Origin of the sequence: Kitasatospora sp. NPDC058162, assembly GCF_042884005.1 — a bacterium.
Taxonomy (GTDB): Bacteria; Actinomycetota; Actinomycetes; order Streptomycetales; family Streptomycetaceae; genus Kitasatospora.
This window is the reverse complement of record NZ_JBHVUS010000005.1, coordinates 295,627-312,284: the sequence shown is the minus strand read 5'-3', so window position 1 is coordinate 312,284 and position 16,658 is coordinate 295,627. Positions and strand designations below refer to the sequence as shown.

Here is a 16,658-nt window from a genome sequence, read left to right as displayed (position 1 = left end):
ACCTCAACGGCGCTCACACCGACCTGCCCGCAACGGGCAGGCTGGGGCCCGACGACGAACCGAAAGGCGACCATGACCGACCCGGTGAACCACACCATCCTGCTGCTGGACATCGAACAGTTCGGCCGGCGGGACGACGTCGAGCAGGCCTTCATGCGCCGCATGCTCTACTCCGTCCTGCACGAGACGCTGCGCAGCGCCGGGGTCGAACCCGCCGAACAGCGCCTGGAGGACCGTGGCGACTCGGTGATGGCCCTGATCAGCGCCACCGTCCCCAAGACCGGACTGCTGCACGCGCTGATCAACGAGACCCCCACCCTGCTGCACGCCAACAACCGCCTCGCGGCCGACAGCGCCCGGGTACGGCTGCGGATCGTGCTCGCCTCCGGCGAGGTCGCCGTCCAGGAACTCGGCGGAGCACTCGGCGGCGCCGTCGGCTGGGACCTCAACCAGGCCTTCCGGCTGCTCGACTCGACCGCCCTGCGCGAAGCCCTCCGGCACCGGGACGGGCCCTGCGTGCTCGGCGTGTCCGACTCGCTCTACCAGGGCATCGTCCGGCACGGCCACGGCGGCCTGGCCCCCGAGACCTTCCACCGGGTCACCGTCCAGGGCAAGGAGGGCGCCTTCCCGGCCTGGCTCCACGGCGAGCCCGCCCCCGGCACCCCGGTCGACACCCCGCCCGCCACCCCGACCCCGGCGGCCGCCCAGGCGCCAGCCGCCACCCAAGGCGCCGCCACCTTCCAGTTCCTCGGCGGCACCCCGACCTTCGGCGGCAACCTGATCGGCGGCGACCAGCACACCGTCTCCGGCGGCCAGGTCCACGGCGACGTCAACACCGGCAACACCATCGGCGGCACCCGATGACCGCCACCGAGGCGGAGGCCGCGGCCCCGACGCCGCCTGCACCTCAGCAACCCGGCGCCGACCAGAAGCCGAACGAGGCCGCGGAGGAAGCCGCCGAGCCACAGGAAGCCCCGCCCGAACAACCCCAGAACGCCTGGGAGGCCGCTCAGGAACTGCTGGAGCACGTTCCTGAGTCATTCGCCAGCCAGGGCTATCTCTTCGCCGGCGGCAGCCCTCGCTTCGGCCGAGACCTGGTCGGCGGCGACCAGCACACTGTCTCCGGCGGCGAAGTCCACGGCGACGTCGTCACCGGCCACAAAACCACGATCTTCCAGATCGACTACCAACTCGGGTCGGCCTTCGGCACTCCCCTACACAGTTCCGGCGAGATCCCTGGCATCGAACTCACCGCTCTGGCGAAGGTCTTCCAGGAGGGGCCGGTCTTCGACCAGGCCCTCGACGTCCTGCGTGAGCACCGGGTGCTGATTCTCACCGGGCATGCCGACAGCGGCCGCCGATCGGCCGGGCTGATGCTGCTGCACCGACTGGGCGCCCGCCGAATCCGCAACCTCGATCCCGACATCTCGCCAGCCGCGATGCTCACCGGGGTCGAACGGGCCGGAGGCTACCTGCTCGCGGACTACATGACCTCACGTGCCCGCCCTCTCCGCCGACCCGACCTCGACCGCCTCCGTGAAACCCTCAGCAAACAGGACGGCTACCTGGTCATCACTGCCGTCCGCTCCAGCACCTTTCGCGACCTGCCGGTCGTCGACTGGCAACCACCACCGCCACGCGACGTACTGACGGCTCACCTGAATGTGCTGCTCTCCGACCAGTCGGCCGTGCACGTGGACGAACTGCTCGCTCTGGAGCCGGTCGAGAGCTTCCTCGCCAGAACCCGAGCGATTCGGGAACTGGCTGAATTCGCCGTTCCGCTGTCCGAGTGCTCGCCCCAAGAAGCCGAGCACCCAGCTCTCACGGATTTCGGCCGAGGGGTCATCCAGGAGCAGGTGGGACGCTGGTTCGGGGACGCCGAGATTCCCCTTCGGGAGAAGGCCTTCCTGCTCTCACTCGCCGTCTTCGACCATGCTCCGTACGCCCTCACCGCGGAACTGTCCGACCAGCTCTTCCGACGGTTGGAAACGATCGCCACCCCCTACCAGAAGGAGGGAATCCCTCCCTTCGGCAACTCGATCGAGGGCCGCCTGGCACTCGCCCGGGCCGAGCTGACCGAGGAGAACGAGCAGACCCCTTGGGGCCCGGTTCCACAGCGCATGGCCTCCTTCAGCGATCCCCGCACGTCGCACACCCTGCTGCGCGAGACCTGGACCAGCCATCCCTCCGCCCGGCCGGCAATCCTGGCCTGGCTCAACGCCCTGGCCACCGACGCCCGCGCCCTGGTCCGCACCCGGGTGGCCTCCACAGTGGCGCTACTCGCATCCGTCGACCTGACGTCAGCGATGAGCCGACTGCTCGGCCCCTGGTCCGAGTCGAAGGACTTCCGGCTCTGCCTCCAAGCAGCCAACAGCCTCGTTCTCGCCTACTACGCCGGCACCGCTGCCGTCCCCCGCATCCTGCGGGACTGGTGCGAAGACGACCACGACCGCCGCCGCTGGACCGCCATCCGCGGTTACGCCCTGCTCGGCCACCTGCTTCCGGGACAGGCTCTGGAAGCCATCACCATGGCCGCCGGGCGACTCGCCGAGGACGAATTCGACGATCTCCTCGGCGCAGTCAGCCCCGATGAACACACCGATGACGACGAGCATCCCGACCGTTACCAGGCACTAGGTCTGGTGGAGGCCGCCGAGCTGCTGCTTCTGTCCGCCGAAGGTCCGCAGGCCCTGGCTGCCATGGTCAGCTGGCTCTCCGAATCCGTCCAGCTGCGGCATCTCGCCCTGACCACCTTCCTCACCGCCGCGCAACGCACTGAGGACACCGCCGTCGCCACCGGCCGGCCGCTGATGCTCGGCTGGTACACCCAGAGCCCGCGTCCCGATCCCAGCGGCCCGATCACGATCACCGTCCTACCGACACCGGAACAACCGCCGTGTGTCCGAGCCCTGCTGGTCACGATGTGGCGCAGCGCACTCGCCGACCGTGATTACCGGAGTTCGGCCTTGAACGTCATGCGCGACTGGCTGCTCAGCTCCGTCGAGCAACCGGAGACCGAGGCCGAGCTCACCGAACTCTTCGACGACCTGGCCGTCACCGCCCGAGATCGAGAACGGCTCGATCACCTCATCCGCACCGTTCACGACAGCCGGCAACCGTCGCCTCCCTCCAGCGGCTGAAGAACCGTCCGCCGCAAACCGACCCGTCCCGATCCTGGAGCACCCGCGCATGTCGGCACGACACCGCCCCGACCTCCCCGCCGGGGACCTCATCGACCCGGTCCTGACGGTCCACCCCTTGGGCCGCGCGCTCGGCCTGCCCAAGCGGCCGGCCGCCCGGGCCGACTCCGCCCTGGTCCTGACCACCCCGGCCGGTGACCACCAGGTCTACCTCCCCCCGCACCGCCCGGGGTTCAGCGACCTGGTGGGCCGCGGCTACCAGGCCGCGTACGAGGTCGACCTCGGCCTGCACCACCTGCGGGCCGAGGAGCGGCTGCCCGGCCGGGACGACGTCGGCGCCTTCGAGGCCGTGGTGGAGATCGACTGGCAGGTGTCGGCCGCGGAGCTGGTGGTGGCGAGCCGGATCCGCGACGTCCCGGCGCTCCTGGTCCCGCGGATCCGGCAGCGGATGCGGGCGGTCACCCGCCACCTCAGCACCGACCAGAGCGGCGAGGCCGAGTCCGCCGTCCAGGCGGCGCTGGACGAGTACCCGGTCGCCGAGGCCGAGGGCCTGCGGGTGCGCTGCGCCGTCCAGTTGGACATCGACCAGGCCGCCCGGGAGCAGAAGGAGCGGCTGCGCGGCTACCACTTCGACACCCAGGCCCACCCGCACGCCCTCCGGCAGGTCCAGGAGTCCAACGAGGTCCTCGCCGCGAAGGCGAAGTTCTACCAGTACTACCTGGAGCAGGGCGGGGTGACCGCCTGGGCCCTCCAGGTGGCCGCTCACCCCGAGGACCTGAAAGCGGCCCTCACGTACTTGAAGGACGAGCAGCAGGAGCTGGTCCAGGGCCAGCTCCACGTGATCCAGCGGCTGCTCGACCAGAACGCCCTGGAGGACTTCGAGTTGGAGGGCCCGCGCCAGGACGCGAAGGCCGCACTCGAAGCGATCCTGCGCCACCGGCCCGCCGGCCCGGGCACGCCCCGGCTCGACAAGGGCCCGAACCCTCCGCTGCCGCAGTGAACCCGAGGAGCCCCACCGTGTCCGCCCCCGCCACCACCGCCCCGTTACCGCCTCCGCCCGGCACCGCCCTGCTCGCCGAGCTGCGCACCGAGATCGCCCGCGCGGACAGCAAGGCCGCCGTCCTGGTCGCCGCCCTCGGCGTCATCGTCGGGGTGCTCGGCGGCCTGCTCACCAGCACCGGCTGGGCACCGCAGCAACTCTCCGGCGCGGCCGAGGTGTTGCTGGCCCTCGGCGGCCTGGGCATCGCCGTCGCCCTGGTCTCGCTGCTGTTCGCGGTGCTGCCCCGGTTCGGGCGCAGCACCTGGCGCCCGGGCCGCCCGCTCGGCTACTTCGGGGACATCCGGCTGGCCGCCGAGCAGGGGCTGCTCGCCGACGCCCTGGCCGACACCGAGCGGTTGGCCGCCGAGGCGGTCCGCGCGGCACTGGCGGAGAACAGCCTGATCGTCTCGCGGAAGCACTCCTGGGTCCGGGTCGGCATCCTCGCCTTCGGCGCCGGGCTGTTCCCGCTGGTCACCGCCCTGTTCCTGGGCTGACCGGCGCAGCCCCACCCCTCACCGTCCAGTCCCTTCAGCGCCCGCCTCCGTCCAGCACTGTCATGCACCGCCCATCACCGTACGGACGCCGCGTCGCGCGCGTCCCGTCCCCGAGGACCTCGCCATGACCGAACCGACCTACCCGGACGCCCCGCCACCGCAGTACCCCGGCGCCCCGCCCCAGCACCCGACCATCCCGCCGCAGTACCCGCAGGCCGCTCCGCAGTACCCGACCACCCCGCCGCCGCCCCCTCAGTACCCCACCGCGCCGGCCCCCCAGTACCCCACCGCCGTCCCGCCCCAGTACGCGCCCCCGACCCCGACCCCGCCGGCGGCCCCGCCCCAGCACCCGACCCACCCCCAGCACCCCCCGCGCATCCCCACCCAGGGCTTCGCCCCGCCGCCCGCCCCGCCCCGGCCGCCGGTCCTCGATCCCACCGTCGACATCGACCCGCACACCGGCCGGGTCCACCTGGCCGCCCGCCAGCGCGGCGCGGACGCCACCGCGGTCGGCCAACTGGTGCTGCAGCTCCCGCACTTCCTGTGCAGCCTGCTGGTCGTCACGCTGGTCTCGCTGCTCCTCCCCGAGCCCCTCAACCTGGTGCTGATCGGCCTCTGGATCGCCTCCGGCGCGCTGGTCTTCCACCGCCCGACCGAGAAGGTCCTCGCCCGCTACCTGTTCCGGATGCGGCCGGCCCTGCACTCCGAGCTGACCCGTCTGGAACCGATCTGGCACCAGGTGACCGCCAAGGCGGGGGTGAACCCGGAGACGTACGACCTGTGGATCGAGGACCACAAGGCCGTCAACGCCACCGCGGCCGCCGGGCACATCGTCGGCGTCACCCGGTACGCGCTGGAGACCCTCCCCGACGCCCAGCTGGCCGCCGTGCTCGCCCATGAGCTCGGTCACCACCGCGGCGGCCACGCCTGGGCGACCCTGCTCGGCTACTGGTACTCGATGCCGGCCCGGATCGCCTGGGTGGTCTTCCGCTTCGCCGCCGTGATCGCGTTCCAGATCGCCTCGATCTTCTCGCTGCTCGGCGCCCTCGTGGTCGGGGTGGTCGCGGTGGTCCTGGTGGTGGCCGTGGCCCTCTCCTTCCCGCCGCTCCTGCTGGTCCTGGTCACGCCGTACCTGCTCGCCGCGGTCGGCCGCCGCTCCGAGCTGCGGGCGGACGTCCAGGCCGCCGAGCTCGGTTTCGCGGACGCCATGATCGAGGTCTTCCACGGCTTCCTGCGGGACGAGGAGCAGGCCCTGGCGATCGCCGCCCGGGAGAACGGGGGCCGCGCCGTCCGCCCGGGCCTCGGCCAGCGGCTGCTGTCCAGCCACCCGGACACCCACACCCGGATCCGCCGGCTGGAGGACTGGCGCGCGGCCGCGGCCACCCCAGCCCGCTAGCACCAGCCGGAAACGCCGCAGGGCGGCCACCCCGTGAGGGGTGACCGCCCTGCGATCAGTGACGCGCGACTCAGCCGGTGTACGGGCCGTAGTCGTAGTCGTCCAGCGGGACCGCCTGGCCGGAGCCGGCGCCGAAGGGCGACAGGTCGTAGTCGTCGTAGCCGACGGCCGAGTACATGGCGGCCTTGGCCTCCTCGGTCGGCTCGACCCGGATGTTGCGGTAGCGGGGCAGACCCGTACCGGCCGGGATGAGCTTACCGAGGATGACGTTCTCCTTGAGGCCCAGCAGCGGGTCCGACTTGGCGTGGATCGCCGCGTCGGTGAGGACCCGGGTCGTCTCCTGGAAGGAGGCGGCCGACAGCCAGGACTCGGTGGCCAGCGAGGCCTTGGTGATACCCATCAGCTGCGGACGGCCGGAGGCGGGGTGACCGCCCTCGGAGACCACACGACGGTTCTCGGTCTCGAAGCGGCCGCGCTCGACGAGCTCGCCCGGGAGCAGCTCGGCGTCGCCCGACTCGATGATCGTCACGCGGCGGAGCATCTGCCGGATGATGATCTCGATGTGCTTGTCGTGGATCGACACGCCCTGCGAGTTGTAGACCTTCTGGACTTCGGCGACCAGGTGGATCTGGACGGCGCGCTGGCCCATGATGCGCAGGACGTCGTGCGGGTTGGTGGCACCCATGGTCAGCTTCTGGCCGACCTCGACCGCCTCGCCCTCGCTGACCAGCAGCTTGACACGCTTCGAGACCGGGTAGGCGATCTCGTCGGTGCCGTCGTCCGGCGTGATGACGATCTTGCGGGTCTTCTCGGTGTCCTCGATCCGCGCGCGGCCGGTGGCCTCGGAGATCGGGGCCACACCCTTGGGGGTGCGGGCCTCGAAGAGCTCGACGACACGCGGCAGACCCTGGGTGATGTCGTCACCGGCCACACCACCGGTGTGGAAGGTACGCATGGTCAGCTGGGTGCCGGGCTCACCGATGGACTGGGCGGCGATGATGCCGACCGCCTCACCGATGTCGACCAGCTTGCCGGTGGCCAGCGAACGGCCGTAGCAGAAGGCACAGGTGCCGACGGCCGACTCACAGGTCAGGATCGAGCGGACCTTGACCTCGGACACGCCGTGGCGGATCAGCTCGTCCATCAGCACGTCACCGAGGTCGGTGTTGGCGGTGGCGAGCAGCTTGCCGTCGACGGTGATGTCCTCGGCGAGCATGCGGGCGTAGACGCTGGTCTCGACGTCGTCGGCCTTGCGCAGCACGCCGTCGGCGCCCACGGAGCCGATCGACAGCTTCAGGCCGCGCTCGGTGCCGCAGTCCTCCTCGCGAATGATGACGTCCTGGGAGACGTCGACCAGACGACGGGTGAGGTAGCCGGAGTCGGCGGTACGGAGGGCGGTGTCGGCCAGACCCTTACGGGCACCGTGGGTGGAGATGAAGTACTCCAGCACGGTGAGACCCTCACGGAACGACGCCTTGATGGGTCGCGGGATGGTCTCGTTCTTGGCGTTCGACACCAGACCACGCATACCGGCGATCTGACGCATCTGCATCATGTTTCCACGAGCACCCGAGTCGACCATCATGAAGATGGGGTTCGTCTTCGGGAAGTTCTCGTTCATGGCCTCGGCGACCTCGTTGGTCGCCTGGGTCCAGATGCCGATGAGCTCCTGCTTGCGCTCGTCGTTGGTGATCAGGCCGCGCTCGTACTGACGCTGGACCTTCTCCGCCTTCGCCTCGTAGCCCTCGAGGATCTGGGGCTTGTTCGGCGGGACGACGACGTCGGAGATCGAGACGGTGACACCCGAACGGGTCGACCAGTGGAAGCCGGCCGCCTTCAGGTTGTCCAGGGTCGCCGCGACGACGACCTTGGGGTAGCGCTCCGCCAGGTCGTTGACGATCGCGGAGAGCTGCTTCTTGCCCACCTCGTAGTCGACGAACGGGTAGTCCTCGGGCAGCAGCTCGTTGAAGAGCGCGCGGCCCAGGGTGGTGCTGAGGCGGAAGGGCTCGCCGTCGAACCAGGTCGACTGGCCCTCCTCGTCCACCGGCGGGGTCCAGCCGCGGGGCGGGACGGTGCCGGCGCCGAGGCGCAGCTCGATCGGGGCCTGGACGTCCAGCTCGCGGGCGTCGAAGGCCATGATCGCCTCGGCGGTCGACGAGAAGGTGCGGCCGGCGCCCTTCACGTTCTCGCGGTCCGAGGTCAGGAAGAACAGACCGAGCACCATGTCCTGGGTCGGCATGGTGACGGGGCGACCGTCGGCCGGCTTCAGGATGTTGTTCGAGGACAGCATCAGGATGCGGGCCTCGGCCTGCGCCTCCGCGGAGAGCGGCAGGTGGACGGCCATCTGGTCACCGTCGAAGTCCGCGTTGAACGCGGTGCAGACGAGCGGGTGGATCTGGATGGCCTTGCCCTCGACCAGCTGCGGCTCGAAGGCCTGGATGCCGAGGCGGTGCAGGGTGGGCGCACGGTTCAGCAGGACGGGGTGCTCGGCGATGACCTCTTCGAGCACGTCCCACACGACCGGGCGGGCACGCTCGACCATGCGCTTGGCCGACTTGATGTTCTGCGCGTGGTTCAGGTCGACCAGGCGCTTCATCACGAACGGCTTGAAGAGCTCCAGCGCCATGGCCTTCGGCAGACCGCACTGGTGCAGCTTGAGCTGCGGGCCGACGACGATGACCGAACGGGCCGAGTAGTCGACTCGCTTGCCGAGCAGGTTCTGACGGAAACGACCCTGCTTGCCCTTGAGCATGTCGGACAGCGACTTCAGCGGACGGTTGCCGGGGCCCGTGACCGGGCGACCACGACGGCCGTTGTCGAAGAGCGCGTCGACGGCCTCCTGGAGCATGCGCTTCTCGTTGTTCACGATGATCTCGGGGGCACCGAGGTCGAGAAGCCGCTTCAGGCGGTTGTTGCGGTTGATCACGCGGCGGTACAGGTCGTTCAGGTCGGAGGTCGCGAAGCGGCCACCGTCCAGCTGCACCATCGGACGCAGGTCCGGCGGGATGACCGGGACGCAGTCGAGCACCATGCCGTTGGGCTTGTTGCTGGTCTGCAGGAACGCGGAGACGACCTTGAGGCGCTTGAGCGCACGGGTCTTCTTCTGGCCCTTGCCGGTGCGGATGATCTCGCGGAGGCGCTCGGCCTCCTCCGCCAGGTCGAAGGTCTCCAGGCGGTCCTTGAGGGCCGCGGCGCCCATCGAGCCGGAGAAGTAGGTGCCGAAGCGGTCGCGCAGCTCGCGGTAGAGCAGCTCGTCGCCCTCGAGGTCCTGGACCTTGAGGTTCTTGAAGCGGGCCCACACCTCGTCGAGGCGGTCGAGCTCGCGCTGCGCGCGGTCGCGCAGCTGCTTCATCTCGCGCTCGGCACCCTCGCGCACCTTGCGGCGCACGTCGGCCTTGGCGCCCTCGGCCTCCAGCTCGGCCAGGTCGGACTCGGCCTTCTTGGCGCGGCCTTCGAGGTCGGAGTCGCGGCGGTTCTCGATCTGCTGGCGCTCGACCGAGACGTGCGCCTCCAGGGACGGCAGGTCGCGCTGGCGGCGCTCGTCGTCGACCCAGGTGATCATGTAGGCGGCGAAGTAGATGACCTTCTCGAGGTCCTTCGGCGCCAGGTCGAGCAGGTAGCCGAGGCGGGACGGCACGCCCTTGAAGTACCAGATGTGGGTGACCGGGGCGGCCAGCTCGATGTGGCCCATCCGCTCACGGCGCACCTTGGCGCGGGTCACCTCGACGCCGCAGCGCTCACAGATGATGCCCTTGAAGCGGACGCGCTTGTACTTGCCGCAGTAGCACTCCCAGTCCCGGGTCGGACCGAAGATCTTCTCGCAGAAGAGTCCGTCCTTTTCGGGCTTTAGGGTGCGGTAGTTGATGGTCTCCGGCTTCTTGACCTCGCCGTGCGACCACTGGCGGATGTCGTCGGCGGTGGCCAGGCCGATGCGGAGCTCGTCGAAGAAGTTGACGTCAAGCACTGGTCGTCAAGCCCTCTTTCGTGATTCGAGAGTTTGTCTGTGGTCTGAGGGGGGCCTGGGGGCGGGCCGGCTGCTCACTCTGCTTGATTCAGAAGCGAGAGCCGGCCCGACCTCCGTCAGACCTCTTCGACGCTGCTCGGCTCGCGCCGGGACAGGTCGATGCCGAGCTCTTCGGCGGCGCGGAAGACGTCCTCGTCGGAGTCCCGCATCTCGATGGACTGGCCGTCCGAGGACAGCACCTCCACGTTGAGGCAGAGCGACTGCATTTCCTTGATGAGAACCTTGAAGGACTCGGGAATGCCGGGCTCGGGGATGTTCTCGCCCTTGACGATGGCCTCGTAGACCTTCACGCGGCCGAGCACGTCGTCGGACTTGATGGTGAGGAGTTCCTGCAGGGCGTACGCGGCGCCGTACGCCTCGAGGGCCCACACCTCCATCTCACCGAAGCGCTGACCACCGAACTGCGCCTTACCACCGAGCGGCTGCTGGGTGATCATCGAGTACGGACCGGTCGAACGGGCGTGCAGCTTGTCGTCGACCAGGTGGTGCAGCTTGAGGATGTACATGTAGCCGACCGAGACCGGCATCGGGAACGGCTCGCCGGAGCGGCCGTCGAACAGGCGGGCCTTGCCCGTGGAGTTCACCAGGCGCTCACCGTCACGGGTGAGGGTGGTGTTGTCCAGCAGACCGGTGATCTCGTCCTCGCGGGCGCCGTCGAAGACCGGGGTGGCGAGGTTGGTGCCACCGGCGACCTGGTCGGCGCCGATCGCCTGCAGGCGCTGGGCCCACTCGTCGGCGAGACCGGAGACGTCCCAACCCTGCTTGGCGAGCCACCCGAGGTGGATCTCCAGGACCTGTCCCGGGTTCATTCGGGACGGGACACCCAGCGGGTTGAGGATGATGTCGACCGGGGTGCCGTCCTCGAGGAAGGGCATGTCCTCGACCGGGAGGATCTTGGAGATGACACCCTTGTTGCCGTGACGGCCGGCGAGCTTGTCACCGTTGGTGATCTTGCGCTTCTGGGCCACGTAGACGCGGACCAGCTGGTTGACGCCCGGGGGCAGCTCGTCGCCCTCTTCGCGGTCGAAGACGCGGACGCCGATGACCTTGCCGGACTCACCGTGCGGGACCTTCAGCGAGGTGTCGCGGACCTCACGGGCCTTCTCGCCGAAGATCGCGCGGAGCAGGCGCTCCTCGGGGGTCAGCTCGGTCTCACCCTTCGGGGTGACCTTGCCGACGAGGATGTCACCGGTGACGACGTCGGCGCCGATCCGGATGATGCCGCGCTCGTCCAGGTCCGCGAGGACCTCCTCGGAGACGTTCGGGATGTCCCGGGTGATCTCCTCGGGGCCGAGCTTGGTGTCACGGGCGTCGACCTCGTGCTCCTCGATGTGGATCGAGGAGAGGACGTCGTCCTGCACGAGGCGCTGCGACAGGATGATCGCGTCCTCGTAGTTGTGACCCTCCCACGACATGAACGCCACGAGCAGGTTCTTGCCGAGGGCCATCTCGCCCTCGTCGGTGCACGGGCCGTCGGCCAGCACCTGGTTGACCTCGACCCGGGCGCCCTCGTCCACGAGCACCTTCTGGTTGAAGGCGGTGCCCTGGTTGGAGCGGGTGAACTTGGCGGCGCGGTACGTGGTGTACGTGCCGTCGTCGTTCGCCACGGTGACGTAGTCGGCCGAGACCTCCTGCACCACGCCCGACTTCTCGGCGGTGATGACGTCGGCCGCGTCGACGGCGCAGCGGTACTCCATGCCGGTGCCGACCAGCGGGGCCTCGCTCTTCAGCAGCGGCACCGCCTGACGCATCATGTTCGAGCCCATGAGCGCGCGGTTGGCGTCGTCGTGCTCGAGGAACGGGATCATGGCGGTCGCGACCGACACCATCTGGCGCGGCGAGACGTCCATGTAGTCGATCTCGGAGCCCGGGATGTAGTCGATCTCGCCACCACGGCGGCGGACCAGGACACGCGGCTCGGCGAAGTGCAGGTCCGCGGTCAGCGGGGCGTTCGCCTGGGCGATGACGTAGCGGTCCTCCTCGTCGGCGGTGAGGTAGTCCACCTTCTCGGTGACGACACCGTCGACGACCTTGCGGTACGGGGTCTCGATGAAGCCGAAGGCGTTGACCCGGCCGTACGACGCCAGCGACCCGATCAGACCGATGTTCGGGCCTTCGGGGGTCTCGATCGGACACATGCGGCCGTAGTGCGAGGGGTGCACGTCACGGACCTCGAAGCCGGCGCGCTCACGGGAGAGACCACCGGGACCGAGGGCGGACAGACGACGCTTGTGGGTCAGGCCCGACAGCGGGTTCGTCTGGTCCATGAACTGCGACAGCTGGCTGGTGCCGAAGAACTCCTTGATGGAGGCGACGACCGGCCGGATGTTGATCAGGGTCTGCGGCGTGATCGCCTCGACGTCCTGGGTGGTCATGCGCTCGCGCACGACGCGCTCCATACGGGCGAGACCCGTACGGACCTGGTTCTGGATGAGCTCGCCGACGTTGCGCAGGCGGCGGTTGCCGAAGTGGTCGATGTCGTCGACCTCGACCACGATGTCGCGGCCGGTCTCGTCACGCCACTCGGTCTCACCGGCGTGCAGCTTCACCAGGTACTTGATCGCACCGATGATGTCGGGCTCGGTGAGCACGCCGGAGTCCAGCGACTCGGCGTTGCCCAGCTTCCGGTTGAGCTTGTACCGGCCGACCTTGGCCAGGTCGTAGCGCTTCGGGTTGAAGTACAGGTTCTCCAGAAGCGTCTGCGCGGCCTCGCGCGTCGGCGGCTCGCCCGGACGCAGCTTGCGGTAGATGTCCAGCAGCGCGTCGTCCTGGCCCTGGGTGTGGTCCTTCTCCAGGGTGTTGCGCATCGACTCGTACTCGCCGAACTCCTCGAGAATCATCTCGTTGGTCCAGCCGAGAGCCTTCAGCAGCACGGTGACGGACTGCTTGCGCTTGCGGTCGATGCGGACGCCGACCATGTCGCGCTTGTCGATCTCCATCTCGAGCCAGGCACCACGCGAGGGGATGACCTTGCAGGAGTAGATGTCCTTGTCGGACACCTTGTCCAGGGTGGAGTCGAAGTACACGCCCGGGGAGCGGACGAGCTGCGACACGACGACACGCTCGGTGCCGTTGATCACGAACGTGCCCTTGTGGGTCATGAGCGGGAAGTCGCCCATGAAGACCGTCTGAGACTTGATCTCACCGGTCTCGTTGTTGGTGAACTCGGCCGTGACGAAGAGCGGGGCCGCGTACGTGAAGTCGCGGTCCTTGCACTCGTCAATGGAGTTCTTCGGCGGCTCGAAACGGTGGTCGCGGAAGGTCAGGGACATCGACCCGCTGAAGTCCTCGATCGGCGAGATCTCCTCGAAGATCTCCTCCAGACCGGACTTGGTGGGGACATCCTGACCAGACTCCAGCGCCTGCTCGACCCGGGACTTCCAGGCCGCGTTGCCGAGCAGCCAGTCAAAGCTCTCGGTCTGCAGGGCCAGGAGGTTCGGGACCTCGAGGGGCTCCTTGATCTTCGCGAACGAGACGCGGAGCGGGGCGGTGGATGCGGCGGAATTGTTCGAGGCGTTGCGCGGCGCGGCCAAGAGGGGGGTCCTTCCGAGGGCTCGGAGCTCACTACGCGCGTACCAGCCGGGCCTGGTCGGGCTAGGTCCCGCCTCCCTCGCCACTGGCCTCCGCCGGGGTCGAAACCCCAGGTCAGAGCCGCTTTGCGGAGGCGATGCCAGACCCCATCAGGGCAACGCAAACTCCGGGCGACGAGTCACGGAGCAGCTAACAGGCAGCGCAAAGGGACAGTGTAGCCAAAGGCCACACTGCTGTCCAGCTCTGATTCGGAAACCGAATCGGAGACTCCTCCCGGTAGCCGGAGGGCGCGGTGGCCCACCGGGTACTGCTCTAACTCACGTGGAGTCATTTCCCGCCCGAGCCGCTGGTTATGCATCCAGCAGCGAACCAACCGGGCGGACTCGCGCCTTGAGAATCGCGCGCCTCGCCAGGTTCGTCAAGGGCCCGCCGGCGGGGCGGACCTCGACCTGTTCATCGGCCCGAACCCCTCCGGCGTTACAGAAGCCGTGGTCGGGGCCACCGTCGATGACGGTGATCACCATACTCCTCGGCACCGACAGTACCGAGTGCGCGATCGGCCACACCGGTGGCCGCCCCGCCCCGGACGGCTGGCGGGGCGGGGCGGCCCCGGGAACGCAAAAGACCGGGCCGACCACCCGCAAGGGTGATCGGCCCGGTCTCAGGCCCCCTCAGAGGGGGCGAGAAGTCACTTGACGGTGACCTTGGCGCCAGCGGCCTCGAGGGCAGCCTTGGCCTTCTCGGCAACGTCCTTGGCAACCTTCTCCAGGACCTTGGCACCAGCGGTGTCAACGAGGTCCTTGGCCTCCTTCAGGCCGAGGGAGGTCAGGGTGCGCACCTCCTTGATGACCTGGATCTTCTTGTCGCCGGCGCCATCGAGGATGACGTCGAACTCGTCCTGCTCCTCGACGGCCTCGGCCACGGCGCCCGGACCGGCGATGCCGGCAACGGCGACCGGGGCGGCGGCGGTGACGTCGAACTTCTCCTCGAAGGCCTTCACGAAGGCAGCGAGCTCGATGAGGGTGAGCTCCTCGAACTGCGCGAGCAGCTCGTCCTGGGACAGCTTCGCCATGATTGGCGTCCTTCCACTAAATCGGCAGGTGGTGCCGGATGTACGGGATGGCGGGCGTACGGGCCCGCAGCGAGGCGTGAGCCTGCCGAATTACTCGGCGGCCGCGTCCTCGGCGGCGGGAGCCGGCGTACCGGCACCGCCCTGCTCGACCTTGTCGCGCAGCGCGTCCACAGTGCGGACGAGCTTCGACGGCAGGGCCTGGAAGAGCGCGGCAGCCTGGGACTGCTTGGCCTTCAGGGCACCCGCCAGCTTGGCGAGCAGCACCTCGCGGGACTCGAGGTCCGCGAGCTTCTTGATCTCATCGGCGGACAGCGCCTTACCATCAAGGACACCGCCCTTGATGATGAGAGCGGGGTTCTCCTTGGCGAAGTCACGCAGAGCCTTCGCCGACTCCACCGGGTCACCGGTGACGAAGGCAACAGCCGTCGGACCGTTGAACAGGTCGTCGAGCTCGGAGATCCCGGCCTCGTTGGCCGCGATCTTGGTCAGCGTGTTCTTCACCACGGCGTACTCGGCGTTGTCGCCGAGCGAGCGACGCAGGGTCTTGACCTGCTTCACCGAGAGACCGCGGTACTCGGTCAGCAGCGCCGCGGAGGAGCCACGGAACTTGTCCGTGATCTCGGCGACGGCGGCAGCCTTGTCGGGCCTGGCCATAGGCTTACGCCTCCTTCCGTGATGTCGAAGTCCGGCCGACCGCGAAAGTCGACCATTCACACCTCGAACCGACCGGACGGAAGGAAAGCCCTTGCAGAAATGCAATGAGCCCCGGTGCGCAGGCGCACGGGGCTCGTGACGACCTCAACGGGCTTCGCGCGAACGCGGACCCGGAAATCGAAGCTCCAGACACACCTGCGCGGGCTGCCTGCGACGAATCGCAGATCCTTCGGCCACCGGCTCCCTGACGGGGGCGCGGCGACAACCAGCGGTCTTTGGCTTCGGTAACAGTAACCGGACTCGTCCGGACGACGCAAATCGCCCTCGGACGGGTGAACCGGGACGGGCCCGGAGGGGCCCGGAAGAGCTCGGCGCGCTCAGCGGGCGAGCGGGGAGACCGTCCGGACGCCGGTGTCCACGGTGTCCGTCTCGGCCGGGGCCTGGGCCGAGAGCAGCGGGCCGGCCAGGTCGGAGTAGAGCACCGAGTCGTCCGCCCCGCCGCTGTCCCCGTTGCCGGTGCGCTGCAGCCGGACCAGCTGGTCCTTGTCGTTCAGCCAGAGGTCCAGGGTGAGCGAGAGCGAGCCGCCGGGGGCCAGCGCGGCCCGCAGGCCGTCCCGGCGGGCCTGGGTCAGCTGGGTCTGGGCGGCCGCGTACTTCTCGGCGGTGGTGGTCACCCGGTAGTGCTCGACGGTGGAGTCCTCGAACTTCTCCTCGCCGACGAAGGCCGGCTCCGCCCCGTCGGCGGTGGCCGCGGCCAGTGCCTCGACCGGGTTCAGCAGGTCGATCAGCCCCGCGTACGGGACCTCCTTGTGCCCGTCCGGGTCGGGCGGGACGGAGAAGCGCTCCCAGTGCTTGCCGCCGTGCTTGGCCGCGGTGGCGGCGTCACCGCCCTGGTAGCCGACGGTGTCCACGACGATCAGCTGCTCGGCGTCGCCCGGGGTGGAGCGCTTGAGCTGCACCGCCGTCTTGGGCGCCCAGAACACCGGACCGGAGCCGGCGTCCGCGCCCAGCCGGTAGCTGACCTTGGCCCGGCGGGCGGTCTGCATGGCCAGCTGGGCGGAGAGCAGCACCCCGTGCGGGGACCGGTCGGTCGGCTTGGCCGGCCCGGTCGGGGTGGCGGCGGAGGCGGAGGCAGTGCTCGCGCTGGAGCCGGCCGACGGCGCGGCGGGCGCGTCCCCGCCCCCGCCGCAGCCGGTCAGCCCGCTCGCGAGCACGGCGACCACGGCCACTGCCGCCAGCCGCTGCCGTCCCGCCATCGTCCGTTCCTCTCTCACCCGGCCACCTTGCCACCCGGACCCGGTCCGGCGG

At 69.4% G+C, this 16,658-nt stretch carries 10 protein-coding genes; 5 read left to right on the top strand and 5 right to left on the bottom strand.

Translation table 11 applies throughout. The annotated features are described in order from the left end of the window. Positions 1-72: 72 nt before the first annotated feature. From ACFVXG_RS13005 to ACFVXG_RS12985, 5 genes are all read left to right on the top strand, one after another. On the top strand, positions 73-864 hold the full coding sequence (locus ACFVXG_RS13005; RefSeq protein WP_387926960.1) for a hypothetical protein: 792 nt from the start codon (positions 73-75) through the stop codon (positions 862-864). After that, a complete protein-coding gene (locus tag ACFVXG_RS13000) occupies positions 861-3,140 on the top strand; it encodes a hypothetical protein (protein ID WP_387926958.1) in 2,280 nt (759 codons plus the stop codon). Before ACFVXG_RS13005 ends, ACFVXG_RS13000 begins: the two co-directional genes overlap by 4 nt. A 49-nt stretch (positions 3,141-3,189) precedes the next feature. Next, positions 3,190-4,140, top strand: a complete 951-nt coding sequence (locus ACFVXG_RS12995; RefSeq protein ID WP_387926957.1) for a hypothetical protein — start codon at positions 3,190-3,192, stop codon at positions 4,138-4,140. A gap of 17 nt (positions 4,141-4,157) precedes the next feature. After that, positions 4,158-4,673, top strand: coding sequence for a Pycsar system effector family protein (locus tag ACFVXG_RS12990; protein WP_387926955.1), 516 nt, complete (start codon positions 4,158-4,160; stop codon positions 4,671-4,673). A gap of 124 nt (positions 4,674-4,797) precedes the next feature. Next, positions 4,798-6,069, top strand: a complete 1,272-nt coding sequence (locus ACFVXG_RS12985) for a M48 family metalloprotease (RefSeq protein WP_387926953.1) — start codon at positions 4,798-4,800, stop codon at positions 6,067-6,069. 70 nt (positions 6,070-6,139) lie between these two features. Here the strand turns inward: ACFVXG_RS12985 and ACFVXG_RS12980 are convergent, their stop codons facing one another. From ACFVXG_RS12980 to ACFVXG_RS12960, 5 genes are all read right to left on the bottom strand, one after another. Then, positions 6,140-10,033: a DNA-directed RNA polymerase subunit beta' gene (locus tag ACFVXG_RS12980; RefSeq protein WP_387926951.1), complete on the bottom strand. Its 3,894-nt coding sequence runs from the start codon at positions 10,031-10,033 to the stop codon at positions 6,140-6,142. Between the two features lie 116 nt (positions 10,034-10,149). Next, positions 10,150-13,626, bottom strand: coding sequence for a DNA-directed RNA polymerase subunit beta (rpoB, locus tag ACFVXG_RS12975; protein ID WP_350503604.1), 3,477 nt, complete (start codon positions 13,624-13,626; stop codon positions 10,150-10,152). Between the two features lie 686 nt (positions 13,627-14,312). Continuing rightward, a complete protein-coding gene (rplL, locus tag ACFVXG_RS12970) occupies positions 14,313-14,696 on the bottom strand; it encodes a 50S ribosomal protein L7/L12 (protein WP_380227152.1) in 384 nt (127 codons plus the stop codon). 90 nt (positions 14,697-14,786) lie between these two features. Continuing rightward, complete coding sequence (gene rplJ, locus ACFVXG_RS12965) at positions 14,787-15,350, bottom strand: 50S ribosomal protein L10 (RefSeq protein WP_350503606.1); 564 nt, start codon at positions 15,348-15,350, stop codon at positions 14,787-14,789. A gap of 377 nt (positions 15,351-15,727) precedes the next feature. Then, complete coding sequence (locus ACFVXG_RS12960) at positions 15,728-16,606, bottom strand: hypothetical protein (protein ID WP_387926948.1); 879 nt, start codon at positions 16,604-16,606, stop codon at positions 15,728-15,730. Positions 16,607-16,658: the final 52 nt, after the last annotated feature.

What these genes read in the sequence shown, in the direction of transcription:
- ACFVXG_RS13005 (WP_387926960.1), top strand. Translation starts at nt 73, where the DNA reads ATGACCGACCCGGTGAACCACACCATCCTGCTGCTGGACATCGAACAG.
- ACFVXG_RS13000 (WP_387926958.1), top strand. Translation starts at nt 861, where the DNA reads ATGACCGCCACCGAGGCGGAGGCCGCGGCCCCGACGCCGCCTGCACCT.
- ACFVXG_RS12995 (WP_387926957.1), top strand. Translation starts at nt 3,190, where the DNA reads ATGTCGGCACGACACCGCCCCGACCTCCCCGCCGGGGACCTCATCGAC.
- ACFVXG_RS12985 (WP_387926953.1), top strand. Translation starts at nt 4,798, where the DNA reads ATGACCGAACCGACCTACCCGGACGCCCCGCCACCGCAGTACCCCGGC.
- rplL (WP_380227152.1), bottom strand. Translation starts at nt 14,696, where the DNA reads ATGGCGAAGCTGTCCCAGGACGAGCTGCTCGCGCAGTTCGAGGAGCTC.
- rplJ (WP_350503606.1), bottom strand. Translation starts at nt 15,350, where the DNA reads ATGGCCAGGCCCGACAAGGCTGCCGCCGTCGCCGAGATCACGGACAAG.
- ACFVXG_RS12960 (WP_387926948.1), bottom strand. Translation starts at nt 16,606, where the DNA reads ATGGCGGGACGGCAGCGGCTGGCGGCAGTGGCCGTGGTCGCCGTGCTC.